This is a genomic window from Rhodospira trueperi (genome assembly GCF_900101965.1).
Lineage (GTDB): Bacteria > Pseudomonadota > Alphaproteobacteria > Rhodospirillales > Rhodospirillaceae > Rhodospira > Rhodospira trueperi.
This window is the reverse complement of the sequence record NZ_FNAP01000001.1, coordinates 656330-682138: the sequence shown is the minus strand read 5'-3', so window position 1 is coordinate 682138 and position 25809 is coordinate 656330. Positions and strand designations below refer to the sequence as shown.

Annotated in this window: 25 protein-coding genes; 16 read left to right on the top strand and 9 right to left on the bottom strand. The window is 67.0% G+C overall.

Annotation, left to right across the window (positions count from 1 at the left end; translation table 11 throughout):
- Positions 1-144: 144 nt before the first annotated feature.
- Positions 145-840 carry a DUF2062 domain-containing protein gene (locus BLS85_RS03110; RefSeq protein WP_092781861.1) on the top strand — a complete coding sequence of 232 codons (696 nt, stop codon included), beginning with the start codon at positions 145-147 and terminating at the stop codon, positions 838-840.
- Positions 841-919: 79 nt separating this feature from the next.
- Complete coding sequence (locus BLS85_RS03105) at positions 920-1645, top strand: ATP synthase subunit B family protein (protein WP_092781858.1); 726 nt, start codon at positions 920-922, stop codon at positions 1643-1645.
- A gap of 66 nt (positions 1646-1711) precedes the next feature.
- Here BLS85_RS03105 and BLS85_RS03100 read toward each other — a convergent pair whose 3' ends face one another.
- Positions 1712-3454 (bottom strand): vWA domain-containing protein, encoded by a 1743-nt coding sequence (locus tag BLS85_RS03100; protein WP_092781855.1) that lies wholly within the window; start codon positions 3452-3454, stop codon positions 1712-1714.
- A gap of 192 nt (positions 3455-3646) precedes the next feature.
- On the opposite strand from BLS85_RS03100, the gene apaG reads away from it, so the two are divergent.
- From apaG to BLS85_RS03060, 8 genes are all read left to right on the top strand, one after another.
- On the top strand, positions 3647-4042 hold the full coding sequence (gene apaG, locus BLS85_RS03095; RefSeq protein WP_092781852.1) for a Co2+/Mg2+ efflux protein ApaG: 396 nt from the start codon (positions 3647-3649) through the stop codon (positions 4040-4042).
- A 149-nt stretch (positions 4043-4191) separates the two neighbouring features.
- Positions 4192-4884, top strand: a complete 693-nt coding sequence (locus BLS85_RS03090; protein WP_143027070.1) for a hypothetical protein — start codon at positions 4192-4194, stop codon at positions 4882-4884.
- Positions 4885-4896: 12 nt separating this feature from the next.
- Complete coding sequence (locus tag BLS85_RS03085) at positions 4897-5538, top strand: FlgO family outer membrane protein (RefSeq protein WP_092781846.1); 642 nt, start codon at positions 4897-4899, stop codon at positions 5536-5538.
- A 330-nt stretch (positions 5539-5868) separates the two neighbouring features.
- A complete protein-coding gene (locus BLS85_RS03080) occupies positions 5869-6813 on the top strand; it encodes a UDP-2,3-diacylglucosamine diphosphatase (RefSeq protein WP_092782183.1) in 945 nt (314 codons plus the stop codon).
- A 76-nt stretch (positions 6814-6889) separates the two neighbouring features.
- The gene (locus BLS85_RS03075; protein WP_092781843.1) at positions 6890-7999 is read left to right on the top strand and encodes a glycosyltransferase family 4 protein; all 1110 of its coding nucleotides are present in this window, start codon (positions 6890-6892) and stop codon (positions 7997-7999) included.
- A 65-nt stretch (positions 8000-8064) separates the two neighbouring features.
- Complete coding sequence (locus tag BLS85_RS03070; RefSeq protein WP_092781840.1) at positions 8065-9366, top strand: 3-deoxy-D-manno-octulosonic acid transferase; 1302 nt, start codon at positions 8065-8067, stop codon at positions 9364-9366.
- Complete coding sequence (gene lpxK, locus BLS85_RS03065) at positions 9353-10345, top strand: tetraacyldisaccharide 4'-kinase (RefSeq protein WP_092781837.1); 993 nt, start codon at positions 9353-9355, stop codon at positions 10343-10345. The genes BLS85_RS03070 and lpxK overlap by 14 nt, the downstream gene beginning before the upstream one ends.
- The gene (locus BLS85_RS03060; protein ID WP_092782180.1) at positions 10342-10974 is read left to right on the top strand and encodes a GNAT family N-acetyltransferase; all 633 of its coding nucleotides are present in this window, start codon (positions 10342-10344) and stop codon (positions 10972-10974) included. The genes lpxK and BLS85_RS03060 overlap by 4 nt, the downstream gene beginning before the upstream one ends.
- On the opposite strand, the gene BLS85_RS03055 is transcribed toward BLS85_RS03060, so the two are convergent.
- Positions 10878-11753: an arginase family protein gene (locus BLS85_RS03055; RefSeq protein WP_176793306.1), complete on the bottom strand. Its 876-nt coding sequence runs from the start codon at positions 11751-11753 to the stop codon at positions 10878-10880. The genes BLS85_RS03060 and BLS85_RS03055 overlap by 97 nt on opposite strands.
- Positions 11754-12100: 347 nt before the next feature.
- Here BLS85_RS03055 and groES point away from each other — a divergent pair, with 347 nt between their 5' ends.
- The gene (gene groES, locus BLS85_RS03050; RefSeq protein ID WP_092781831.1) at positions 12101-12388 is read left to right on the top strand and encodes a co-chaperone GroES; all 288 of its coding nucleotides are present in this window, start codon (positions 12101-12103) and stop codon (positions 12386-12388) included.
- A gap of 61 nt (positions 12389-12449) precedes the next feature.
- Positions 12450-14108: a chaperonin GroEL gene (groL, locus tag BLS85_RS03045; RefSeq protein WP_092781828.1), complete on the top strand. Its 1659-nt coding sequence runs from the start codon at positions 12450-12452 to the stop codon at positions 14106-14108.
- 193 nt (positions 14109-14301) lie between these two features.
- Here groL and BLS85_RS03040 read toward each other — a convergent pair whose 3' ends face one another.
- Positions 14302-15003, bottom strand: coding sequence for a hypothetical protein (locus BLS85_RS03040; protein ID WP_143027069.1), 702 nt, complete (start codon positions 15001-15003; stop codon positions 14302-14304).
- A 214-nt stretch (positions 15004-15217) separates the two neighbouring features.
- On the opposite strand from BLS85_RS03040, the gene BLS85_RS03035 reads away from it, so the two are divergent.
- A complete protein-coding gene (locus BLS85_RS03035; RefSeq protein ID WP_092781823.1) occupies positions 15218-16114 on the top strand; it encodes a DUF817 domain-containing protein in 897 nt (298 codons plus the stop codon).
- 23 nt (positions 16115-16137) lie between these two features.
- Here BLS85_RS03035 and BLS85_RS03030 read toward each other — a convergent pair whose 3' ends face one another.
- The 5 genes from BLS85_RS03030 to purE all read right to left on the bottom strand — a co-directional run bounded on the left by BLS85_RS03030 (position 16138) and on the right by purE (position 22419).
- Complete coding sequence (locus BLS85_RS03030) at positions 16138-18945, bottom strand: phosphoenolpyruvate carboxylase (protein ID WP_092781820.1); 2808 nt, start codon at positions 18943-18945, stop codon at positions 16138-16140.
- A 100-nt stretch (positions 18946-19045) separates the two neighbouring features.
- Entirely contained in the window at positions 19046-20020 is a 975-nt protein-coding gene (locus BLS85_RS03025; RefSeq protein WP_092781817.1) for a DnaJ C-terminal domain-containing protein, read from the bottom strand.
- Positions 20021-20114: 94 nt separating this feature from the next.
- Positions 20115-20612 carry an RT0821/Lpp0805 family surface protein gene (locus BLS85_RS03020; RefSeq protein WP_092781815.1) on the bottom strand — a complete coding sequence of 166 codons (498 nt, stop codon included), beginning with the start codon at positions 20610-20612 and terminating at the stop codon, positions 20115-20117.
- A 206-nt stretch (positions 20613-20818) separates the two neighbouring features.
- The gene (locus BLS85_RS03015; RefSeq protein WP_092781812.1) at positions 20819-21895 is read right to left on the bottom strand and encodes a 5-(carboxyamino)imidazole ribonucleotide synthase; all 1077 of its coding nucleotides are present in this window, start codon (positions 21893-21895) and stop codon (positions 20819-20821) included.
- Positions 21896-21909: 14 nt separating this feature from the next.
- Positions 21910-22419, bottom strand: coding sequence for a 5-(carboxyamino)imidazole ribonucleotide mutase (purE, locus tag BLS85_RS03010; RefSeq protein ID WP_092781809.1), 510 nt, complete (start codon positions 22417-22419; stop codon positions 21910-21912).
- Between the two features lie 313 nt (positions 22420-22732).
- Here purE and BLS85_RS03005 point away from each other — a divergent pair, with 313 nt between their 5' ends.
- Positions 22733-23284: a tetratricopeptide repeat protein gene (locus tag BLS85_RS03005; RefSeq protein ID WP_092781806.1), complete on the top strand. Its 552-nt coding sequence runs from the start codon at positions 22733-22735 to the stop codon at positions 23282-23284.
- Positions 23285-23363: 79 nt separating this feature from the next.
- Here BLS85_RS03005 and BLS85_RS03000 read toward each other — a convergent pair whose 3' ends face one another.
- Positions 23364-24026, bottom strand: coding sequence for a peroxiredoxin (locus tag BLS85_RS03000; RefSeq protein ID WP_092781803.1), 663 nt, complete (start codon positions 24024-24026; stop codon positions 23364-23366).
- Positions 24027-24388: 362 nt separating this feature from the next.
- On the opposite strand from BLS85_RS03000, the gene BLS85_RS02995 reads away from it, so the two are divergent.
- Together BLS85_RS02995 and pth are read left to right on the top strand one after the other, a co-directional pair.
- The gene (locus BLS85_RS02995; RefSeq protein WP_092781800.1) at positions 24389-25003 is read left to right on the top strand and encodes a 50S ribosomal protein L25/general stress protein Ctc; all 615 of its coding nucleotides are present in this window, start codon (positions 24389-24391) and stop codon (positions 25001-25003) included.
- A 46-nt stretch (positions 25004-25049) separates the two neighbouring features.
- Complete coding sequence (gene pth / locus BLS85_RS02990; protein ID WP_092781797.1) at positions 25050-25778, top strand: aminoacyl-tRNA hydrolase; 729 nt, start codon at positions 25050-25052, stop codon at positions 25776-25778.
- Positions 25779-25809: the final 31 nt, after the last annotated feature.

Genomic DNA, 25809 nt, shown 5'->3' with positions numbered 1-25809 from the left:
TCATGCCGTCGGTCGGGATTACACCGCCGACCACACCGTGCTATACGGATGAGCAGGCAGGATCATGGGCCGATCCCGTCGCCGCGTGTGGTCCTGGGCGACCGGCCGGCGGGCGTTGGCCGTTGAACGTCTGAACGAGAGACGATGCGAGAACCGCCATCAGCGGAGCCCCCTCTGACGCGTAATGACTCGGCCGATCCGGCACCGGGCGCCGGGCGGCGTTCGTTCGGGTGGTGGCGTCAGTCCCTGCGCCTCATCCGCTATCGGCTGATCATTCCGCTGATGCGCAGTCGCCACCCGCCCGAACACACCGCGCGCGGGGTGATGGTCGGACTGATGTGGGCCATGACCCCCTTGGTTGGCATTCAGATGATGCTGGTGGCCTGCACATGGTTCATCGCCAGCCGTCTTTTTTCCTGGCATTTCAGCCTGGTTCTCGGGTTGGCGTGGACGTGGATCACCAACGCGTTCACCATCCTTCCTTTCTACTACGGCTATTACATTACGGGGCAGATTCTGCTTGGCCACTGGGATGACCTCAGCGGGTTCGATGCCTTCGTTACCCTGTGGAACGACACGTTCGCGGCCGATGGCATGGGATTCTGGGAAGCGACTTGGGCCTATATGGTCGATATCGTGGCCGGGTGGGGGCTGCCGTTGGTGGTGGGATCGATCCCCTGGGTCGTGATCAGCGGGGTCGGCGGCTACTGGCTGAGTCTCCGGGTCTCCCGACGGCACGCGGCCGCGCGCGAAGAACGGCGCGCCCAGGCCGATGAACGCCGGGCGCTTCGGATGGGGACTCACACGTCACCCGGGTCTTCAGACGGTACTCCGCATTGACGGATGGGCATGGCGACGCCAAGATCGGGCCCGGTCACGAAATCCTCTTGGGTCATCCGGGTCTCGATGGAAGCGTTTCATGCCCCTTGGTCGTCCGCGCCGTCGTCGGCGCTCGGGACATGCTGTCCTTGTTCTATTCCTGCTGTTGATCGGCGCCGGCGCGGTGGGCGCCGGGCTGTACTATGGATACAGCGTTCTGAGCCGTGATTTGCGGGACCGCGCCGACCAGCTTGAAAGCCGGGTGACGGAACAGGCGGAGGCGCTTCAGGAATCCGAACGGGCGCGTGGCCGTCTGTCCGTGGACCTGGAGGAAGCGCGCGCCCGGTTGCGGTACGTGCAGACCCGGTATGATCGGGACGTGCCGGCGGGCGAGGCCCGTCGCCTCAACGAGATGATCAACCGGCTGTTGGAGGCCGGCGTTTCGGCGGATCGTCTTGCCTTTCTCATCCAGGCTGCGGAAACGCCGGCCGACTGCGATCCGTCGCCGACGACACGACAGTTCTTCGTGCGGGTGCCGGACCAGGGCGTGTCGGGCTCGGCCGTTGCGTTTGCCGACCGGCGGGTCACGATCACCGCCACGGGCGCGGGCGCCACGGACGAGGAAGGGCGCCCGGAGGCTTGGTTCGATCCGGCGAAGCCGGTGGAGGTTCTGTTCAGCCGCCTGGGCGGTGAAACGGAGGCGGTCGAGGGCGTCCTGCCCGTCCATCATGCGATGGTCGTGGACGGCGCCGAGTACCGCTTCACGGTCAGGGCGAGCCGTCCCGGCTTCGCGGAAGCCACCGCGACACGCTGCGCCTTCCCCTGATAACGGTCCCGGCCACCCGGTTTGTCGGGTGACCGGGCAGGGATGCGACTGGGGTCCGGGAGCCGGTCAGTTCAATCGCATCGCGGCCTTGACCAGATCCACGAACCGGGCGCGGTGGCCGTTGGGGTCGTCGCCGATGGACCCGTCCGCCAGTTCGAGCACATCACCCAGGCCGTAGTCGCCGACCGCCGCATTCTCCTGCAGGATTTGGGCAAACCCGGCCACGGCAACGGCAAAGCGGGCATCATCGGATTGCTGGGCCAGGGGCGCCACGTCGGCCTGGGTGACCGGTCGTTCCATGAGCCGCGAAGCGGCCTCGCCCGGAGCCTTCCAGCGGATGCGCAGGTGAGCGATCTCGGCCTCGCGGCCGCCGGCCGGCGCCACGGACGCCTCGTTGCCGTAACGCCGCTCCGGCAGGCGCAGTCCGGCCGAGCCTGGCGCGGCAATCTCGTACAGGGCGGTGACGGCGTGGCCGTCGCCGATCTCCCCGGCGTCCACGGCGTCGTTGGCGAAGTCCTCCTCGCGCAGCATGCGGGTTTCGTAGCCCACCAGACGATACTCGGCCACGCGCGCCGGGTTGAACTCGATCTGGAACTTGACGTCATCGGCGATGGGCTGGAGTTGGGCGGTCAGCTTCTCCACCAGGACGCGCCGGCCTTCCTCCAGCGAGTCCAGATAGGCCGCCATGCCGTTGCCGGCCTGGGCCAGCATCTGCATGGTCTTGTCATTATAGTTGCCTCGGCCGACGCCCAGGATGCTGAGATAGATGCCGGTTTCGCGCTTTCGGGCGACGTAATCCTCCAGACGGCCGTCATCGACCACGCCCAGGTTGAAATCACCGTCGGTGGCCAGGATGATCCGGTTGACCGCGCCTTTCCGGAAGTTCTCTTCCGCCAGTTCGTAGGCGGTGGCGATGCCCTTGGACCCGGCCGTGCCGCCGCCGGAGGTCAGTTGGCCGAGGGCCGTGCAGACGGTCTCCTTGTCGTCGGCCGGCGTCGGCTCCAGCACCACCCGGTCGGAGCCGGCATAGGTGACCAGAGAGATGTAATCGTCGCCGTCAAGCTGATCGACCAGCAGCGCCATGGAGCGCTTGACGAGTCCCAGGCGGTCGGGACCGTGCATCGATCCCGACACGTCGGCGAGCAACACCACGTTGGCGGGGGGTGGTTCGCTGCGCTCCGGCGACCAGCCCCTGATCCCCACCACCATCACCTGCCGGCCCTCGCCCCACGGCGAGGGCATCAGGGTGACCGACGGCGCGAAGGGCTCGCCGGCGCTGTTCGGACGCGGATAGTCGTAGTCAAAGTAGTTCACCAATTCCTCGACCCGCACCGCGTCGGCCGGCGGATGGTCGCCGTCCCGGATGAAACGGCGCACCACCCCCATTGAGGCGGTGTCCACGTCGGCTGAGAAAGTCGAGACGGGCTGTTCGGCGACGCGGACCACGCCGTTGAGATTCACGTCGGAGAAGCGGTCGCGCTCCACGACTGGGGGCTCCAAGGACGGGCTCGGCGCGGGTGGAGCCATCTTGACGGCGCTGTCCGCCATTTCCTCCACGGCCACTTGAGGCGCGGTTCGAGTCGCCGTCGCCGGCGGAGGGGGGGCCTGCAGGGCTTGGCCGCCGCCGATGCCGTTCAGGAAGCGGGGCAGCATCCCCGGCGCGGCCCCGTCTTCCAGAAGGGCGTTTTCCGTGCGTTCAACAATCGCCAGACAGCTTTCCGCCGCATGGGCCGTCGGGATCACGGCGGGTGTCGCAAGCACCGCGACGGCCAAGGTGAGACCGCCGCGCTTATGGTGGGTTTGTCGCATGATCGTTTCCCCTCGCTGATCGGGGCCGCCGCTCTGGTGCCGCGTCCGCGTCTGCGTCAAACTGAGCCCACGAAGGCGACCACAAGATGGCGGAAGCGGCACGAAAGCGGGGCGGGTCGTTCAGCCTCCGCGAGGCCTGCAATAATCGGCGCGCGCAGCGTTGAGGCCGGTTCGGGAAACGTGAGGGACAGAATGTACAGCAGCACGACCCGGGATATCCACGTCACGGTCCGGCCGCTCTTTCTGGAGGATCAGTCCGAACCGGACGAGGGCCATTTCGTCTGGGCCTATCAGGTCGTGATCGGCAATGAAGGGGCCAACGCGGTCCAGTTGATGCGCCGGCACTGGGTCATCACGGACGCCAACGGATCCATGCGGGACGTGGAGGGCGCCGGGGTTGTCGGGGCCCAGCCAGTGCTGCATCCCGGCGAGGTGTTCGAGTACACCAGCGGATGCCCGTTGACGACGCCGTCCGGGTTCATGCGAGGGTCCTACACCATGCGTTGGGTGGAGACCGGGGAGGTCTTTCAGGTCGAGATTCCCGCATTTTCCCTGGACAGTCCGCACGGCGACCAGAGCGTTCACTGATCGCGACAGGTCTGGTGGGGGAGGGGGAGACGGGCCTCTGTTCATGAACTGCTGGAAAAACGCGCCATAGCTCCTTACGACTATTGACATTCTTTCTGTCCCGGCTCTACAGTAGGGCAGTCAGGGACATTGGCGAAAGGAGCCCGGACGTGCGTCGAACTCATATAGCGCTGATGGTCGCGACGGTTGCCGCCGGGCTGGCCGCGTGTACCGAGGTCCCGTATCGCACCGGGCATCCGCTCGAGCCGCAGCGGGAGTTGTCGTCGAACACGCACTGGCGGGCCATGGCCAAGGACACCGGCGTGAAGCTGGCGCTGTTTCTTGAGGAGCGGGTCCCTGCTGGGGCTCTGTTCTATGTGCAGGGACACGCCAGCAGTGCCGACTTCGGCCGCATATTCCGCCTCGAACTGATCGAAGAATTGCGGGCGCGAGGGATTACGGTGGTGCCCACCAAGGCGCAGGCCACTCATCAGCTTGCCTTTGGCACGCGGGTCAGTGACCACGACATTGGGGATGCTCACCCGCGCGGCGAACTGACGCTGCTGAGTGCCGGGTTGTGGGGCATCGGCGAATTGGCGCAGGTGGCCCCGTACGGCGCCACGTCCACGGCGGGCACGGCGCTGTTCGAGTTGTTCTATGGCAACAACGAGTATCACCTCTCGGAAGTCACGATCGCGATTGGCATCCTTGGGCCAGAGGGCGGCGAGACGACCGTCAACACGACCTACTATGTTTCCCGCGACAATGCTCACCACTATCCGGAACTGGCCATGCCGCCGATGTACGCCCCGCAGGGACGCGCCCTGCCGGAGCCGCCGGTCGCGCAGTTCGTCATCGAATAGCAGAGGCTGGTCATGCGCTCGTTCCTCATCCCAATGCTCGCTGCCGCGACCCTCGCCCTCGGGGGGTGTGCCGACGTACTGGAGGACGTCGCGGACACGACGGACCCCGTTGGCCCGGAAACCGTTCATCCTGCGGTGGACATCGAACTCGCCAGCTACTCGGCTGTCGATCAGCTGCTGGAGTTCTCCCGCGCGCCCCTGAGCCCGGATAAGCCCATCGTGGTGACGACCCTGGTCGATAGCAGCGACCTGACGATGGCCGTGCCGCTGGGCCGGTTGATTTCCGAACAGATGGGCACGCGACTCGCCAACGCCGGGTTCACGGTGCGTGAACTGCGGTTCGGCAACGCCCTCCGGATTCGTGAAGAGAGCGGGGAGTTGGTGTTATCCCGCAATCTGCGCGAAATCAGTCGCAGCGTGGGCGCGCAGGCGGTGATTGCCGGCACCTATACGCCCGCGGCGACACGAGTGTTCGTCAATGCTCGGCTGATTCAGGCCTCGACCGGGGACCTTCTTTCCGCCGTGGATTTCGATCTGCCGCGTGGTGCCGACATGAACAGCCTCGTGCCGCCGGTCACGGACAAGACCGAGGAGATGGAAGGCGATTGGGAATACTCGCACCACCGCTCCTGTTGGGCTGATCCGGGGTGCTAGCGGGCGATCATTCCACGAAAACTGAAGCCGGCCCGGGGGGAAACGTCCGGGTCGCTCGCTTTCGGGGCGATGTCCTTACTGTGTGAAATATTTATTTCAAGACCGAACACGGGTACACTCCCGATCCGGCTCAACATAATTTGGGATCGGTAGATCGTGGCGGTTCCGTACGGCGGGGGTGCGCCGCGATGCTTGGCAGGGGACAGGCGTCTGTCCTCGGAATGGGCGCCGGTGCGGGCCGTCGGAACGAGGGAGCTTGGTGTGCGGACCTCACGCGATCAGAACCGTAAGGAGAGTGTTCCCGTTAAACAGGCTGGTGATATGAATCAAATGACGGCGTCGGACCCGCTCCCCCGATATTATAAAACCATATTCGTGTCGGACGTTCACTTGGGAACACGCGGCTGTAAGGCCGAGATGTTGCTGGACTTTCTGAAGTATAATGAATCGGATACACTCTACCTTGTCGGGGATATTGTTGACGGCTGGCGTCTAAAGAAACACTGGCATTGGCCGCAACCGCATAACGACGTGGTGCAGAAGCTTCTGCGCAAGGCGCGGAAGGGTACGCGGGTGATCTTCGTGCCGGGCAATCACGATGAATTTGCCCGAGATTACTGTGATGCCGATTTCGGTGAGGTCGAATTGCGCCGCGAGGTGATTCACGAGGGCGCCGACGGCCGGCGGTATCTGGTGATCCACGGCGATGAGTTCGATGGGGTGGTGCTGTACGCGCGTTGGCTGGCTGTGCTCGGCGACTGGGCCTACGTGACGGTGTTGGAGTTGAACCACTGGTTCAATCTGGCGCGGCGGCGGCTTGGTCTGCCATACTGGTCCGTCTCGCAGTACCTCAAGCACAAGGTTAAGAACGCGGTGCAGTACATCACCAAGTTCGAGGAGAGCATGGCCGATCTGGCCCGTAAGCGCGGGGTGGACGGGGTGATCTGCGGCCATATCCACCACGCGGAAATCCGGCAGCTTGGCGATATCGTGTACTGCAATGACGGCGACTGGGTTGAAAGTTGTACGGCCATGGTTGAGCACGAAGATGGCCGCATGGAGATCATCGACTGGACCAAGGTCCGCGACGTCTCCATGCTGGAGGCGTATCGTGGCGGCTCCGGGCCGATCGGCGACGAAGCGGACCCAGAGGAGCCTGCGTCCAAGGAAATGACAAACGTCATGGCCGGAACCCTTGGGTCTGTGTCGGAGTCGTCGGCGGCGACAACGAGCGGGAAGAATGAACGGACGCCGGAGTCGTCACTGTCGGCGTGAGGCCGCATCCGGCGTGCAAGGTTGACGGCGTCGCGTGTTCTGGTTTGGTTTGTCCGATCTATCGAGTCTGTCCGTCATGATATCCCCGCCTCTTCCCGACCCAGACCCCCCCGCCATTGCGTCCGGCACCGACGGTTCGGAACGGATTCTGATCGTCACGGATGCGTGGTTCCCGCAGGTCAATGGGGTGGTGCGTACCCTGGATACGCTGCGGGCCCATCTGGAACGGCGCGGCCACGACGTTCACATGCTGACCCCGGATCAGTTCGACACCGTGCCGTGTCCCACCTATCCGCAAATCCGGCTGGCGCTGGCGCCGAGGCATCGCCTGGCCAAGGCCATCATGGAATGGCGCCCGACGGTGATCCACATCGCCACAGAGGGGCCGCTGGGCTGGGCCGCGCGCGGTGTGTGCCTGGACCGGGATCTGCCGTTCACGACGGCCTTTCACACTCGCTTTCCCGAGTACGTCCACGCCCGGTTCTGGGTGCCTGTGGACTGGAGCTATGCCCTGCTGCGGCATTTCCACGCGCGGTCGCGCTCCATCATGGTGGCCACGCCGTCGATTGAGGACGAGTTGACGCGCTGGGGTTTCACCAACATCCGCCGCTGGGGGCGCGGCGTTGATACCGACCTGTTCCGGCCGCGCGACAAGTCGGCGTTGGACGGTGAGATCTCCGGACCGCGTCCGTGGTTCGTCTACGTGGGCCGCGTCGCCATCGAGAAGAACATCGAGGCTTTCCTGACCCTGGACCTGCCGGGGACCCGGATCGTGGTGGGAGAGGGGCCGCAGTTGGAGGACCTCCGCGCAGCATACCCCGACGTGGTTTTCGTGGGCGAGAAGCGGGGCGACGACCTGGCGCTGCATTACGCGGTGGCCGATGCCTTCGTCTTCCCCAGCCTGACCGACACCTTCGGGCTGGTCCTGCTGGAGGCGTTGGCGTGCGGCGTGCCGGTGGCCGCGTTCCCGGTCGCCGGGCCGAAGGACGTGATCGGCGATGCGCCTGTCGGCTGCCTCAGCCACGACCTTCAGGCGGCGGCGATGGCCGCGCTCGAAGGAGACCCGGACGCTTGTCGCGCCTTCGCCCTGCGCCATTCCTGGGACTCCAGCGTGGATCAGTTCCTGTCCAACGTGCACCCGTTCGATGCGTCCGCGCTGCCGACGGTTGAGGTTGGCGGCGCTTGACCGAACCCGCCCGCCGCCGTAAGCCTGACCCCTTTCTCCCCTCCGATGATGCCTCAGGCGGACGGATGCTTCTGCTGACCCTGTATCGGGGATTGACCGATGTGTCCGCGCCTGCCGTTCGGCTGTTGCTGTGGCGGCGGCGCGCGCGCGGCAAAGAGGATCCCCTCCGGTTCGGTGAGCGTCTCGGTCGAGCGGTGCTGCCGCGTCCGAAAGGACCGCTGGTCTGGATCCATGGCGCCAGCGTGGGCGAGGCGCTGTCGTCGTTGCCTCTGATCGAGCGTCTGCTGTCGGATCGGCCGGGCGTGTCCGTGCTGTGTACCACGGGCACGGTGACGTCGGCCGGGCTGATGGTCGATCGGTTGCCGTCGGGCGCGATCCATCAATACGTGCCGGTGGATCGTCTGCCGTATGTGCGGGGGTTCCTCGACCACTGGCGCCCCGATGTTCTGTTGCTGGTCGAAAGCGAGTTCTGGCCCAACCTGCTGCGGGAGACAGCGCGCCGAGGTGTGCCCATGGCGTTGGTCAACGGGCGGGTCTCCGATTCGTCGTTCTTGGCCTGGGGGCGCTACGGACGCGCGCCGATGCGTCATCTGTTGGGGTTGTTCCGGCTGTGTCTGGCGCAGAGCGAGTCGGACGCCGGCCGGCTGCGCGACCTGGGCGCCGATCCGGTGGCTTGCGTCGGCAATCTGAAGTTCGCGGGACCGCCGGCGCCCGCCGATGCGACCGAACTGTCCCGCCTGCGTGGCCCGCTGTCCGGGCGGCCGTGCTGGCTGGCTCTGTCGACCCACGTCGGGGAAGAGGCGCTGGCCGCGCGGGTGCACCGGGCGGTCAAGGCGGCTCTGCCGGGGCTGCTCACGATTGTCATGCCGCGCCACGCGGTTCGCGGGGCGGCGGTGCGCGAGGCCATGCAGGCCGAGGGCGTGACGGTGGCGCAACGGTCGGCCGGGATGGTGCCGGGTCCGGAGACGGACGTGTATCTGGCCGATACCATGGGCGAGGTCGGGCTGTTCGCCCGTCTGGCGCCGGTGGTGCTGATGGGCAAGAGCCTGCTAGGCGAGGGCGGCGGTCAGAATCCGCTGGAGCCGGCCCGGTTGGGGGCGGCCGTGCTGTTCGGGCCGCGCATGGAAAACTTCCGCGACATCAGTGCCCGCATGCTGGCGGCGGATGCCGCGTGGCGGGTGGACGACGAGGCGGGGCTTGTTCGGGCGCTGGAGACGCTGTTGCGGGACGAGGCGACCCGCGCGGCTGTCGCGGCACGCGGCGAGGCCTTTGCGCGGGGCGAGGCGGATGTGCTCGACCGGGTCATGGTGGCGCTGGCGCCGTTGCTTGATCCGGTGGTGAGTGAGGCGGCTGATGCGCGCGCCTGAGTTCTGGATGCGCGATGGGCCGGCCGGCCGCTTTCTGGAGCCGGTCGGCCTGCTCTACGGCTGGGCCACGGCGCGCCGGTTGCGGCGCGGGACGCCCCTGCGGCTGCCCGTGCCGGTGATCTGCGTCGGCAATCTGGTGGCCGGGGGGGCCGGCAAGACACCGGTGGTCGCCGATCTCGCCCATCGACTGCGGCGGGAGCACGGCCTTGATGCCGCCGTGCTGTCGCGCGGGCATGGCGGCACGGCGCGGGGGCCGCTGCGGGTCGATCCCGCCCGGCATGACGCCGCGACGGTGGGCGACGAACCCCTGATGCTGGCCCGCGAGGGGCTGCCGGTGTGGATCGCCCGGGATCGCGCCGAGGGCGGGCGCGCGGCGGTGGCTCACGGGGCGAAGGTCATCGTCATGGATGACGGGTTCCAGAACCCGGCGCTTGAGAAGGATGTGTCCCTGGTGGTTGTGGACGGCGGCCGGGGCTTCGGCAACGGCCGCCTGATTCCCGCCGGCCCCCTGCGCGAGCCGGTACCGATCGGGCTGAGCCGCGCCGACGCGGTGGTCCTCATGGGGCGCGATACGGCCGGCGTGGGTCGGGTGGTGCCGTCACACCTGCCCATCCTGGGGGCGCGCATCATCCCCGGCCCGCGCGTCGAGGCGCTGGTGGGACAGCGCGTGGTCGCCTTCGCCGGCATCGGCGATCCGGGCAAGTTCTTCGCCATGCTGCGCAACGCCGGGTGCGACGTGGTGGCGACCCATCCCTTCGCCGATCACCATCCCTATCAACCCACGGACATCCAGCCGATCCTGGACGAGGCCTTCGGCCTTGGCGCGGTGCCGCTGACCACGGCCAAGGACGCCGCGCGCCTGCCCGACGACCAGCGCCAGCAGGTGGACGTCGCCGACGTGACATTGGTCTGGGAGGATGTGGCGGCGCTGGAGGATCAAATCGGGTGGGCGCTTCGGCGGGGCTGCACCACGCCATGAGGATCAGACCCGCGACCCCGGACGATGCCCCGTGTCTTCCGGCCATCGAGCGCTCATCGGGCGCGGTGTTCCGGAGCCTGCCGGATTTGGCGTGGGTTGCCGACGACGACGTGCAATCGGAGGCTTGCCACCTCGACCTGATCGCGAGGGGAAAAGCGTGGGTGTGCGTGGATGAAGACGACAGACCCACCGGGTTCCTGAATGGCCACGGGGTGGGCGACGTTTTCCATATCCTTCAAATGGCGGTGCTTCACGACCTGCAAGGCCGAGGACTTGGCGTTGCGCTCATTGAGGAAGCGAAGCGGTTCTCGATGTCCCGAAACATGCGCGCGCTGACGTTGACAACGTTTCGGGACGTGCCGTGGAACGCGCCGTTTTATAGGCGCCGGGGTTTTCGAATCCTTGATGAGCATGAACTTGATGAGCGGCTCCGTGGCATCCTGAACCACGAGGCCGAGGCCGGCTTTCCAAGAGAACGCCGGTGCGCCATGGCGCTGGTGAGTCGCACCTGGCCCGGGGCCAGCCGGGCGTATCACCGATGGCGTCCGATCCCCGCGTGGATCAAACGCTCGGCGATGGGGGCCGCTGCGAACGGCATCTTCCCCTCGGGATCGCAAGCCGGATCATAGGCCGTTAGCGCGGCGGTGGCGATCTCGAACTGGTGGGCGAGTGTCTCGATGATGTCGCGGACCTGTTCCACGCCAAGACCGTCCGGCTCGTTGAAAGGATTGGCGGGCGCGACGGCTGGGTCGAGAACGTCCACGTCCACGTGGATGTAAACCCGCCGCACACCCGCGTCGCGCCAGCGGTCGAGGCTTGCGGCCAATAGGCTTGTGGCGGCGCCTGAGGCAAGCGCGTTGACCGGCACATGGGTGATGCCCGTGCGGTCGATGAGGTCCCGTTCTGGATCGCTGAGTTGTCGTGCGCCGGCAAGGATGACCCGGGGTCCGGGCACCGGCCGGAGCCCGGGCAGCATCGACAGGGGTCGGCGCCAGCACTGGCCGGTCAGCATGGCCAGTCCCATGCCGTCAAGAAAGGCACTCTCGGTGGTCTCGGGGGTTTCGCAGTCGCCGTGCGCGTCTAGCCAGAGGACACCGATGTCGTCTCCATCCAGCCCGGCAACGGCGCCGACGGCGGCGACGTTGCAGTTGCCGGAGACGATGAAGGGCCAAGCCCCGTCACGGCGTGCCTGGCGGATCGACGCGGCGGTCCGCCGCTGCAATTCGAAGGTGGCCGCAATCTCGGCGGTTTCGTCGTTTTCGAGGCGGAGGGTGACGCGGCGCGCCGTCAAACCCGCGTCTGCCAAGGTGGGAAGCACCACCGCCTCGGTCAGGCGCGGCACACCCCGCCCCATGCGCCAGTCGCGCCGGCCCGAGTCATAGGGGCATTCGATGATATGCACGGTCATGTCTGGGCGGTCCGCGTTGTCCTTGCTGGCGATCATTCACGGCGGGAAGAGGCCCGTCAACAGGATTGCGGACCCGTTCGTGGTGTTTACGGATCCGGGACGTTTCCGTGCCGCCCGGCTGAAATCTGAGCTTTCCCGGCTTTTCCGCGCGGCGGTGCGCACGACCGCTTGACAGCCTTGCGCCTGCGTCCTATCTCGTTGGCACTCGCCGGGACAGAGTGCTAACAGCCTCGTGAAGCCCGGCCGAAATCAATAGGTTGGCCGCCTCGCAAGGGCGGCCTTCCGTGAATTCCCACCACCGACCTAACAGTCACGACCGAAACGATGTCGATCGACGGAGGAAATCAATGAAGCTGCGTCCGCTGCACGACCGCGTGCTGGTGAAGCGTGTCGAGTCCGAGGAAAAGACCGCTGGCGGGATCATCATCCCGGACACCGCGAAGGAAAAGCCCATGCAGGGCGAGATTCTGGCCGTCGGCGCGGGTGCGCGCGGCGAGGACGGCAAGGTGACCCCGCTGGACGTCAAGGTGGGTGATCGCGTGCTGTTCGGCAAGTGGTCCGGCACCGAGGTGAAGATCGACGGCGAGGAGCTGTTGATCATGAAGGAAGCCGACATCATGGGCGTGGTGGAATAAGCCGGCGCCCACTCCCTCGACCGACCTTCCCCGACATTCCGGATCAAGAGGATAGACAAACATGACCGCCAAGGATGTTCGTTTCGGCATCGACGCCCGCAACCGCATGATGAAGGGCGTGGATACCCTGGCCGACGCCGTGCGCGTGACGCTGGGCCCCAAGGGCCGCAACGTGGTGATCGAGAAGAGCTTCGGCGCGCCGCGCATCACCAAGGACGGTGTGACCGTCGCCAAGGAGATGGAACTCTCCGACAAGTTCGAGAACATGGGCGCCCAGATGGTCAAGGAGGTCGCCTCCAAGACCGCCGATCTGGCCGGTGACGGCACCACCACCGCCACCGTGCTGGCCCAGGCCATCGTGCGCGAAGGCGCCAAGGCCGTGGCCGCCGGCATGAACCCGATGGACCTGAAGCGCGGCATCGATCTGGCCGTGGCCGCCGTCGTGGAGGATGTTCAGAAGCGCTCCACCAAGCTGAAGAACAGCCAGGAAGTGGCCCAGGTCGGCAAGATTTCCGCCAACGGTGAGGAGTCGATCGGCAAGATCATCGCCGAGGCGATGGAAAAGGTCGGCAACGAGGGCGTCATCACGGTGGAGGAGGCCAAGGGCCTGGACACCGAGCTGGACGTCGTCGAGGGCATGCAGTTCGACCGCGGCTACCTGTCGCCGTACTTCGTGACCAACACCGAGAAGATGCTGTGCGAGTTGGAGAACCCGTACATCCTCATCAACGAGGGCAAGCTGTCCAGCCTGCAGCCGCTGCTGCCGGTGCTTGAGGCCGTGGTGCAGTCCGGCAAGCCGCTGCTGATCATCGCCGAGGACGTCGAGGGCGAGGCTCTGGCCACCCTGGTGGTCAACAAGCTGCGCGGTGGCCTGAAGGTCTCCGCCGTCAAGGCCCCGGGCTTCGGTGATCGCCGCAAGGCCATGCTGCAGGACATCGCCACCCTGACCAACGGCCAGGTCGTCTCCGAAGAGGTCGGCATCAAGCTGGACAACGTCACCATCGACATGCTGGGCACCGCCAAGAAGGTGACCCTGACCAAGGAAGAGACCACAATCGTCGATGGCGCCGGCGACAAGGGCGACATCGAGGCGCGCTGCAATGTCATCCGCAGCCAGATCGAGGAGACCACCAGCGACTACGACCGCGAGAAGCTGCAGGAGCGTCTGGCGAAGCTGGCCGGCGGTGTCGCGGTCATCAAGGTCGGTGGCGCTACCGAGGTCGAGGTGAAGGAGAAGAAGGACCGCGTGGACGATGCCCTGCACGCCACCCGCGCGGCGGTCGAGGAAGGCATCGTGCCGGGCGGCGGTGTCGCCCTGCTTTACGCCTCCCGCGTGCTGGAGAACATGAAGGGCGAGAACGCCGATCAGCAGGCCGGCATCACCATCGTCCGTCGTTCGCTGCAGGCGCCGGTGCGTCAGATCGCCGAGAACGCCGGGGCCGACGGGGCCGTCGTGGCCGGCAAGCTGATGGAGCAGGACAACCCGCACTTCGGCTTCGACGCGCAGACCGACACCTACACCGACATGATCCAGGCCGGCATTATCGACCCGACCAAGGTCGTGCGGGCCGCCCTGCAGGACGCGGCGTCCATCGCCGGTCTGCTCGTCACCACCGAATGCATGGTGGCCGACGTCCCCGAGAAAAAGGACGGCGGCGGTGCCGGCGGTGGCATGGGTGACATGGGCGGCATGGGTGGCATGGGCGGTATGGGCTTCTAAAGCAAATCCCGAGCGATCCGGAACGGATCGCGACGACGATTTGCTTGAAGAAGAATGGCTTGAGCGCGTCGGGTGTGTCCAAACCCACGCGGCGCGCTCAGCACCATCCGCATCAGCCAACCGTGATCCGACGAAAAAGGGGCCGCGTCCGAAAGGGCGCGGCCTTTTTTCGGATCGGAGAAACCGGTTGCCACTATCTTGCGAACACACGCTTCAGAATCCCCACCGCATCCTCAACGGAATCCTTGGCTAGGTCCGCCATGCCGCCGGGCAGGAACAGCTTCGGCAGGTCGAGCACACGGCCGCCGGCATCCTCGGCCAGGGCGTGAAGAAACGTTTTCGTAAGGCCGCGCAGGCTGGTGTCCGGGCCGGGCACGACCTCGTCGACGCGGCGCATGGTCTCGTGAAGCTTTGCGATTTCGTCTCGGCTCAACAGGGTTTCCATAACCTTGGCGAAGCCGTCCAGGTTCAGGGTGACGATCGAGGCGCGGTGCGACTGGTCGGCCACCTCGGCCTCGCGCTGGGCGATATCGAAGATCAGTTCCCGCAGGGCTTTACGCGGGATGTTCATCTTCACGGTACTGGTGCGGGCGTCCAGTTGCAGGGCAATGACCCGCAGGGACTCCTGCATGACGCCATGCGCCCACGCCTGGGCGTCTTCGGTGATGTCGCGGAGATCCATTTCATAGATCAGCCGCTCGACCGTGGCGTCCGGGATGTTCAGGGTGCTGGCGATGGCGAAATTCGAGGGCAGGCGCCCGAAATACCCCTGCTTGTATAAGCAGGCGAAGATGCGGATCTCCATCTCCTTCTTGGTGATGGAGCCGAAGGCCGGGTTCAGCATGGCCTGGAGGAAATCCGTGAAATCGATGTCCGAAAGCGATTTGTCGGGCATTGTGCGCCCCCACACCATGATTGGTCGCGAGACAACCTGCTACACTCCATGATGGCACGGCGCGTGTTTAACAACAAGGCTCTGGAGTTTGATTCCCGGTCGAGGTCGAGCGATGTCCCCGCCGCAGACCGCCCCCGGACGGTCACAAAGCCGCACTACGGATGGGATCGCACTCGCCTTTCCCCACATTGGTGCGACACAACGACGCAGTGACATGGCGGACCCCTCGACTCCCAAGCCCCTGGACGGCAGGCGCCTGACGCCGGAACGGTGGCTGCATGGTCTACGCGCGCGGGGGGCGCGGTTCGCCGATCGCCATGGTCGCATCGGACGGGCGACCTACGAGTTCGTGGTCTTCGGAGTCAAGCAGGGCTGGGCCTGTCTTTTCGGCGGGCTGATGTGCGCAGGCCTGATTGGATCGCACCTCTTTTACCCAGAGGAGTCGGCGTTGGCGCGCTACGATTTCCTCGTGCTGTATGCGGTGGCGATTCAGGCGGCCATGCTGGTGTTCCGTCTCGAATCCGTCGCCGAGGCGAAAATCATCCTCGTCTATCATATCGTCGGGACCGTGATGGAGGTCTTCAAGACCCACATGGGATCCTGGATCTACCCGGAACCGTCGATCCTGCGCTTGGGCGGGGTTCCGCTTTTTTCGGGGTTCATGTATGCCGCCGTCGGCTCCTACATCGCCCGCGTGTGGCGCCTCTTTGATTTTCGGTTCGCGGCCTACCCGCCGCAAGCCCTGACCATGGCGCTGGCGGGCGCGATCTACGCGAACTTTTTCGGCCACCACTATCTGCCGGACATGCGGGTCCTGTTGTTCGGGATGGCCGGGGTGCTCTTCTGGCGCACCTCCGTCCTGTTCCGGATCGACCGTGTTCATCGATCGATGCCGCTGCTGCTCGGCTTTCTTCTCGTCGCGGTCTTCATCTGGTTCGCCGAGAACATCGGCACCTACGCGCGGGCCTGGGTCTATCCTGATCAGGAGGACGGCTGGCGAATGGTCTCCATCGCCAAGCTCGGCTCCTGGTATCTTCTGATGATGCTGAGTTTCGTGCTCGTCAGTCTCATCAATCCCGTGCGCGGTCCGGGGCAGATTGGCGATTCTTAGGGCGGCAGAAACAGGACGCGCCTCTACCCCGTGGCGCCCAGCCCGGCGGCGATGGCGTTGACCGTCTGCAACAGTGACGGCAGCCAGCGATCCGCTGAATGCTCGCGGCCTTCGGTTCTCAGCCGCCGCCATTCTGCCAGCAGTTGCACCTGCCGGTCATGGATCGGTGCCAGCGCGGGCGCGCGCAGGCTGAGCACGCGGTCCACGCGCGGGCGCGTCTCCGACAGCGGCCCCTGGTAGATGGCCTCCAGCGCCACCCGCGTGCGCTCGAATTCCTCCAGGATCAGGCCGAGCAGACGTTCGCGCACGGCTGTGTCCTCGACCAGTGCCGCGTAGCGAGTCATGATGTTCGGATCAGCCGTGGCCCAACCGGTGGCGGCGTTGCTGATCAGGTAGTGCAGCGGCGGCCAGTCGGCGGCCCGCTTGCGTTCGGCCAACCGCTCGAACCCGTCCGGATCGTCGCGGCGCAGGGTCTCCAGGGCGGTGCCGACGCCGAACCACGCCGACACCAGGAACCGCGACTGGCTCCAGGCGAACACCCAGGGGATGGCCCGCAGGTCCTCCAGGGTGCGCTGGCCGGTGCGACGCACGGGGCGGGAGCCGATGCGACTGGATTCGATGACGTCGATGGGCGTGGCCTGCCCGTAGAAGGTCATGAACCCGTCGGTTTCCAGAAGCGTCCGGTAGCGCGCCCGGCTGGCGGCCGCCAGCCGGTCCATAATCGGTGCCAGATCCGGTTCGGCCCCGTCGCCCCGGCGTCCGCGTACGGTGGCATTCAGTGAACCTGCGGTGAGGAGTTCCAGGTTGTAGGCGGCGGTGACGATGTTGGCGTATTTCTGCGAGATGGTCTCGCCCTGTTCGGTCAGGCGGAACTCGCCGTCGATGGCGCCCGGCGGTTGGGCGCGGACGAAGCGGTGGGTGGGGCCGGAGCCCCGGCTGATGGTGCCGCCCCGGCCGTGGAAGATGCGCAGCCGTACGCCGTGGCGGCGCGCGACCGCGACCATCGCCGCCTGGGCGCGGTGCAGTCCCCACTGGCTGGCCACGAGACCGCCATCCTTGCCGCTGTCGCTGTAGCCGACCATGACCTGTTGGCGGGGCCGGTCCTCGCCGTCGTCGCGGCGCCGCGCCTCCAGGCTGGCGCGGGCCACGGGGTGGGCGAGGAAGGCGTCGAGGATGCCGGGGCTGTGCTCAAGGTCCTCGATGGTCTCGAACAGTGGCACCACCGGCAGCGGGCAGACCGCCATTCCGTCGCGGTAGGACAACAGCCCGGCCTCGCGGGCCAGCAGGTAGACCACCAGCAGGTCCGACAGACCGCGTGTCATGCTGACGATCAGCGCGCCCAGGCCGTCCGGTCCGCGCTGCTCGATGCGCCGGGCCAGCACGCGCAGGCATCCCAGCACGCTGGCGGCTTCCGGGCCGGCGCGGGTGCCGTTGTGCATGAAGGGGCGCGGGCTGGCCAGTTCCCGGTTGAGCAGGTCGAGCCGCCGGTCCTCGTCCCAGGTCGGGAAGTCGGCGCCGTCGATGCCGGCGGCGACCAGAAGCTGGGCCACGGCGCGGTCGTGAAAGGCGCTGTTCTGGCGGATATCCAGGGTCGCCAGATGGAACCCGAAGGCGCGGACCATGGCATGCACCGGGCCGACATCGCGGTCGGCGAGGCGTCGTGCGCCCAGGGCCGACAGGGTATCGGCGATCAGTTCAAGGTCGTTCAGCAGTTCGCGCGGGCGCCGGTAGTGCCCCGGCAGGGGCGGCGCGGACGGATCGGGCAGGGCCTCGATCATCAGATTGATCATTTGCCGCCACGGTTCCCCCCTGTTGCGGGCGAGCGGCTCCTCGGCGGTGGGACCCAGGGCTTCCGCCAGTCTGGTCAGGCGGGCGGTCAGGGCCGGCGGCACCGCTTGACGGGAGGTGGTCAGCGACAGACCGGCCGCCATGCGGCCCAGGCGCTCGCGCAGGTTGGACAGCGCGGTGGCCGCCAGTTGCTCCAGCGCCCAGGCCGTGATCTCGGGTGTGACCAGGGGGTGGCCGTCACGGTCGCCGCCCACCCAGGTGCCGAAGGTCACGGAGGGTCGGTGGGTGGGATGGCGCAACAGGGCTGGGTCGAAGCCGACGCGGGTCCACGCGGTCTCCAGCCGGCGGTCGAGCCAGGGCAGCGTTTGCGGGAACATCTCGCCCAGGAAATACAGCACGATCCCCAGTTCGCCCTCGACCGTGGGCTTCTCCAGCAGGATCTCGCCGGTTCGCCACAGCCGTTCCAGCCCGGCCTTGGTTTCCTGACGCAGCGCGGCGCGTTCGCCCGGCGTCCACATCTGGTTTTCGCTGTCCACCAGCAGGCGGTAGATGGCGCGGTGATGGTGCAGCACGCTGGCGCGCTTGGCCTCGGTGGGGTGCGCGGTCAGCACCGGCTCGACGCGGATGGCGCCCAGGGCGTCGGCGATCTCCTCGGGCGAGAAGCCGTCGCGTTCCAGGCCGACCAGCACCGATTCCCACGACCCGGAATCGGCATCCAGAGGGCCTTCGGTTTCCACCTGACGGCGGCTCTGGGCGAGGGCGTTTTCCTCGGCCTGATGCAGAAGCTGAAAGGCGACGGATCGGGCCTCGACACAGCGTTCGGCCAGCGGGTCGGCGGGGTCGTCCGGCCAGTCATTGACCCCGTCGAAGTCCACGGTCACCAGGGCGTCGTCGCGTTGCGGCCAAGGCAGGCGCTCGGCGACGGCGTCCTCGCCGATCTCGCGCAGGACCTCGGCGAAGGCATCCATCAGAAAGCGCAGATCGCGGTCGATCTTTGGCAGGGCCGTCGCGTCGGACAGCCGCGACGTGATGAGGGCGGGCATGGCGGTCCCCAGGGTGCGGGCTCAATGGGATGGTGGGGAGGATGAACCTCCCGCGACGCGATCAAACACGCGATGGCTGCGCCGCGCAAGGGGAGACGGGTTACCCTTCCTTTGCCTGATCCTCCATCGCGGCGCGCACGTCCCGGGCGTCGGTCGGCTGCCACCTGCGGACGAAGGCGCGCAGCTTCTCGTCCGACGCGTCCTCCAGCACGAGTCGCAGACGCACCAACTGGTCGCCGGCCGCGCCGTCCTTGCCGGGCAGGCCCTTGCCGCGCAGGCGCAAGGTGGTGCCGGTGTTGGCGCCCTCCGGGATCGTGAGGGCGACGCGGCCGGTCAGGGTGGGAACGGTGATCTTGGCGCCCAACACGGCCTCGCGCAGGCTGACCGGCACCTCGGCGATGATGTCGTCGCCGGCGCGGCGGAATACGGGGTGGTCGCGCACCAGGATCTCGACCAGGGCGTCACCGGCCTCGCCGCCATGCAGGCCCGGGTTGCCCTGGCCGCGCAGACGCAGGGTGGTGCCGGACGCGGTGCCGGGCGGCACGCGCACGTCCAGCGTTCGGCCGGTGGTCAGGGTGATGCGGCGGGACGTGCCCAGGGCGGCGTCCTCGAAGGAAACGCGCAGCCGGTACTGGGCGTCACTCCCGCGCCGGGGGGCTGCCTTGCCCGAACCGCCCGACGCGCGGCGCTTGGCGGACTGGGCGCGGGCGAAGATGTCGTCGAAGGAGTCCGCGCCCTTGAACAGGTCCTCGAAGTGGAACCCGCCGTCCCCCCCGCCATCCCGGGCGCCGGCGCCGGCCCGATCTTTCTTGGCCTGGGTGCCGCCATGACGACGAAAGCCGAACGGTCGCTCCTGTCCGCTGGCGTCGATCTCGCCACGGTCGAAGCGAGCGCGCGTGTCGGGGTCGGCCAGAAGGTCATGCGCGGCGTTCAGCTCCTTGAACCGGTCCTCCGCACGGGGATCATTCGGGTTGACGTCCGGGTGCATGGTCCGCGCCAGCCGGCGATAGGCCCGCTTGATGTCCTCCGCGCTCGCGCTGCGCGGCACACCGAGCACATCATACGGGTCCTTCATGGCTGACCAGTCACATCAGGGGAACGAGCATTCTCCCAATATAGAACAGTCCCGACTGTCCCGCCACTCGCCGAACCGAACTCCGACGACCCGGTCAGTTGACCACCTTCCAGGTGCCGTCCGGCTGTTGGCAGGCCGTGCCCGTGGCCTCTTCCAGGCGACCGTCGATGGTGACGGTGGTGCGGAACTGGCGGCAATACTGTCCGGTGTTGGTGTACCCGTCGCGCACCGGCGTGAAGGTGCCGTAATTGCCGGACTGCGGGTTGTTCCAGGCAATGGTCTGGCCGACGGGCGCGGCGTAGGCCTGCTGGGAGGCCTGCTGCATGCGCATGCGGTCTGTCTCGTCGAGCGAGCGCCCGACCTCGCCGCCGACCATGGCGCCCAGAAGGACACCCAGGCCCGTCGCGGCCATCTTCCATTCGGTCGAGCCACCAAACTGCGAGCCGAGCAGACCTCCCAGAGCCGCGCCGCCAACCGTCCCGGCGGTCTGCTTGGGGTTGTTCTGAACCGACTGGCAGGCGGTCAGGGCCGGGCCGCCCAGCAAGGCGGCGGCCAGGGCCAGGGACGTGGTGCGCTTGGCGAAGGTATGCATCGGTTGGACCTTTCTTTCCGTTCTCGGTCAGCGCTCAGATCGAGACCACGGGAAACGGGCATTCGGATCGTGGAGCGGTTCGGGTGGCCGATGGCGTTGCGGCTATCATCAACCCCATAATTGACACGATGCTGGTTCAGCAAAATGGCGAAATCATGGGCGCCGACCTTTCTTCGCATTTGGCGGACGGGCGGCTTGTCCGCTCCTCACATATGGGGCTTGAGTCGGGTGACGTGCCCCATTTTGCGGCCGGGGCGGGCGGCGCGTTTGCCGTACAGATGCAGTTTGGCCGTCGGGTCGGACAGGATCGCGGCCCAGTCGGCGGCGGACTCGCCCAGGAGGTTGGTCATGCGCGCCTCGTGCACGGTCGGAGCGGTGAGACCCAGCGGCAGGCCGCAGACGGCGCGCACCAACTGCTCGAACTGGTCGGTCACGCAGCCGTCCAGGGTCCAGTGTCCCGAGTTGTGGGGACGCGGGGCCATCTCGTTGGCCAGAAGGTGGCCGTCCGGCGTGACGAACATTTCCAGGGCCAGCAGGCCGACCAAATCCAGGGCCTCGGCGGCATTGCGGGCCATCAGTCGGGCCGCCGCCCGCTGGCCGGCCGGCAGCGGCGCCGGGGCGATGGTGGTATCCAGAATGTGGTTGGTGTGGATGTTCTGGACCGCGTCGTAGGTCTCCATATGGCCGTCGGGGCCGCGCGCGACGATAACCGAGATCTCCATGGAAAAGTCCACGAACCCTTCCAGGATGGCGGCGTCGGTGTTCAGCGCCTCCCAGGCGGCCGCCGGGTCGGAGCCGGCCTCCAAGCGGATCTGCCCCTTGCCGTCATAGCCCAGCCGGGCGGTCTTCAGCACCGCCGGGGTGCCCAGGTCGGCGAGCGCCGCGCGCAGATCCCTCGCGGTGTGGACAGGGCGCCACGGGGCCGTGTCGATGCCCACGGTGTTGAAAAAGGCCTTCTCGCGGATGCGGTCCTGGGCGGTCTCCAGGGCCATGCGGCCGGGCCGGGTCGGGATGTGACTGGCCAGGATTTCAAGCACACCGGCGGGCACGTTCTCGAATTCCACGGTGACCGCGTCGGCGATGCGGGCGAGCATTTCCAGCGCGGCCGGATCGTCATAGGGGGCGACGATGGCCTCGCGCGCTACACGGGCGGCAGGGCTGTCCTCCTCCGGCGTCAGGATCACGCAGTCGTAGCCGAGGCGCGCCGCCGCCTGGGCTGTCATGCGGCCCAACTGGCCGCCGCCGAGAATGCCGAGGGTGGAACCGGGGGGAATGACGGTCATGGCGATATCGCGGGTCAGGGATCGTCGACAGGGATCTCGGCCACGGCGTCGGTCTGGCGGGCGCGCCAGTCGTCCAGGGCCTTGGCCACGCTCGGATCGCTCAGGGCCACGACGGCCGCCGCCAGCAGCGCGGCGTTGACCGCGCCAGCGCGGCCGATGGCCAGCGTGCCCACCGGCACGCCCGCCGGCATCTGCACGATGGACAACAGGCTGTCGAGGCCCTTCAGGGCCTTGCTTTCCACGGGCACGCCGAACACCGGCAGCGGTGTCATGGAGGCGCACATGCCGGGCAGGTGGGCGGCGCCGCCGGCCCCCGCGATCACCGCCGACAGGCCGCGCGCCTTGGCGCCGCTGGCGTAGTCGTAGAGCCGTTTGGGTGTGCGGTGGGCGGAGACGATACGGGCCTCGAACGGTACGCCCAGGGTCTCCAGGGTCTCGGCCGCGTGGCGCATGGTGGCCCAGTCGGACTGGCTGCCCATGATGACGCCCACCTTGGGCGCGGGGGTCGCGGTGTTTTCGGTCATGCCGTCCAGGTGCCTGACGTCTTCGAGGGGCGGGGAGGGGGCGGCGCGGGCCGCGAAAGGCAGACCCTACCCTCATGAGGGGCCGCCTGTCACTCGTGATTGCCACCGCATTGGTTCCTGCAAAGCGGACGTGGGTCCGTGACCGCCATCGTGGCGGACTGTGGCGCACCGGCAACAGACGTCCGCGATATTGTCTCTCTGGAGGGGCGATTTATTCTCTCTTATCAAGAGCTTATGGGGACGCACAGTCACTTTCGCAAGTCCCAGGGGGTACAATCCAATGTAGTGTTGCTCCGACGAAGGAAACCCAATCATGACTGAAACAGCCGACAGCCAGCAGGCGGAGCGCGTGCGCATCGAGAGGCGCCTCGCCGTCGCGACAAGCGCGAACGAACGGGCTCTGGCTTTCCTTCTGCTCGGCCTGATGGGGGAGCGAAGGCACGACTGGACGGATGCCATCCATCAGTATTGCAGGGTTCTGGCCGAGGAGCCGACGGACCCGGAGGTCGCCTATTTCGCCAACAACAACCTAGGATACAGCCTGGTTCAACTCTCGCGCTTCGACGAGGCGGAGCCGTATTGCCTGACCGCCATCGGAATCGACCCGACGCGCCACAACGCGCACAAGAACCTGGGGCTGGTCCGCCAGGGGCAGGAGCGGCCGGGCGAGGCCGCCGCTTGTTTCATGGAGGCATCCCGGCTGCGGCCGTCGGATCGCAGAAGCTGGCACCTCCTCCAGGCCTTGTTGGGCCGCGTTCCGGGCCTCCTTGATCGGGACGCCCACCTGAAGAGGCGGTTTCTGGTGTTGGCCTCGTCGGATGACCTGGACGCTGCCGTCGGAAATGACCGTCCCCGTTTTCACTGACGCGGGCACGTTCTGGTCGGAACCAAGGGCCGGTAGGGAAACCCCACCGGCCCGCAACGGAGGTTCGCTTGACGTTGCGTTATGCCGCCAGATCCTTGCGGCAGAAGTACCAGTCCACGCATTCATGGCCTTCGGCGGCGCGGGCTTCGGCGCCGTCGACGGTCTTCGGCGGCGGCACGATCACCTTGTCGCCCGGCTGCCAGTTCTCCTCGGTGGCAACGCCATGTGCGGTGCTGGTCTGAAGCGCCTTGACCAGACGCAGGATCTCGGCGACCGAGCGGCCGTTGGTCATTGGGTAGTACAGCATGGCGCGCAGCACGCCCTCAGGGTCGATGACGAAGGTGGCGCGTACCGCGGACGTATCCGACGCACCGGGCTGGATCATGCCGTAGGCGTTGGCCACGCGCATCGACAGGTCGGCGATGATCGGGAAGGAAATGGCGACCCCGAACTTCTCCTGGATGTTCCGCACCCAGGCGACGTGCGAGAAGGTGGAGTCGATGGACAGGCCCAGCAACTCCGTATTGAGGGCTTTGAAGTCATCGGCGGCGCGGGCGAAGGCCATGAACTCGGTGGTGCAGACCGGCGTGAAGTCGGCCGGGTGCGAGAACAGCACCAGCCAGCGGCCCCGATAGTCGGACAGGCTCTTTTCTCCGTGCGTGGTCTCGGCGACGAAGTCCGGGGCCGGCTCGTTGAGGCGCGGCATGGCGGCAGGACTGGTGGTCTGGTTAACGTCGGTCATCGGAAGCTCCGTGATCTGTCTGTGACCCGGCCCCCAACGGGCGGGGCATCGATGACCGGAGGGATAGCGCGTCCGAATGCCCATCGTCCAATTAATGGTTTTTGCGGTATTGATCGGAATTGGCGATTGTTACGGGTGCTGTCGGATTGCGGACGGGACCCGGGCCGACGACGCGGCGGGTGACCCTGGCGACATGACGGTCGGGTCCCTTGCATTCCGGCCGCGAGCGCCGTATAAGCCGGGCTCCCGCGCCGCCCTTCGGGTTGGCGCGCGTTCGTCGTTCGGCACCCCTGGAGGCCGGCGGGAACGAGGTATCATCGAACGGGCGCCGCAAACCGGCGCCGTATTGGAGACGATCAACCATGTCCGATATCAGCACGCTGCCGGTGCAGGGGCGCGAGCGGGCCGGTAAGGGCGCGGCCCGCGCGGTTCGCCGCGAGGGTCTGGTGCCCGGCGTCATCTATGGCGACAAGAAGGAACCGGCTCTCATCAAGATGGATCCGCGCCCGCTGTGGGCCGAGTTGTACAAGGGTGGCTTCTACGCCCGTCAGTACGAGTTGGAGCTTGGCGGTGAAAAACACCGCGTGATGGCGCAGGATCTCCAGTTCCATCCGGTGTCCGACGCCATCATACACGTCGATTTCTTGCGCGTCAGCGCTACCTCGCGGGTGACCGCCGAAGTGCCCGTGCGCTTCCTGAACGAGGAGCGCTGCCCCGGCCTGAAGCGCGGCGGCGTGCTCAACGTGGTGCGCCACGACGTCGAACTGGTCGGCACCCCGGATGCCATGCCGAGTGCGCTGGAGGTGGATCTGATCGGCTTCGATGTCGGCGAGTCCATCCACATCAGCACCGTCAAGCTGCCCGAGGGCGTGCGCCCGACCATCACCGACCGCGACTTCACCATCGCCACCGTGACGGCGCCGTCCGGCATGAAGTCCGAGGCCTCCGAGGAAGAGGGCGAGGAAGACGCGGAGTAAGGGGCCGCGCGTCGCGCCCGGCATTCCCAGTTCGGCGGAGGCTTCCATGCGGCTGCTGGTCGGCCTGGGCAACCCGGGCGCCGAATACGCGGGCAACCGCCACAACATCGGCTTCATGGCCGTGGACGCCATCGCGGCGCGCCACGGCCTGGGGCCGTTCCGGTCAAAGTTTCAGGGCGCCTTGGCGTCGGGAACGGTGGCCGGCGAGAAGGTTCTTCTTCTCAAACCTCAGACTTTCATGAACCTGTCCGGCCAGGCGGTCGGGCAGGCGGCGCGGTTCCACAAGCTGGAACCGGCCGATGTGATCGTGTTTCATGATGAACTCGACCTTGCGCCCGGGAAGGTGAAGGTCAAGACCGGCGGCGGGGCGGCCGGTCACAACGGTCTGCGGTCCATCGACGCTCACTTGGGCAACGCCTACCGGCGCGTCCGCTTGGGGATCGGTCATCCGGGCGACAAGGCGCGGGTGCATGGCTACGTGCTGTCGGACTTCGCCAAGGCTGACCGGGACTGGCTGGGACCACTGCTGGAGGCGCTGGCGGACCATGCGCCGCTGCTGCTCCAGGACCGAGAGTCCGATTACATGAGCAAGGTCGCCCAGGCGACACGACCGCCCAAGGCCAAGGCCAAGGCGGAGAAGACGGAGAAGACCGCGAGCGCCGCGCCGGCCTCCGCCAAGGACACTGCCGCCGCGCCGTCGCCCCCCCAGACCCCGCAGGACGCCCCGAAGACCGCGCTCGGCGACGCGCTGCGCCGAGCCCTGGGCCGGGGGTGATGCCCGGCGTTCCGGTTGTTTCTCGGAGATA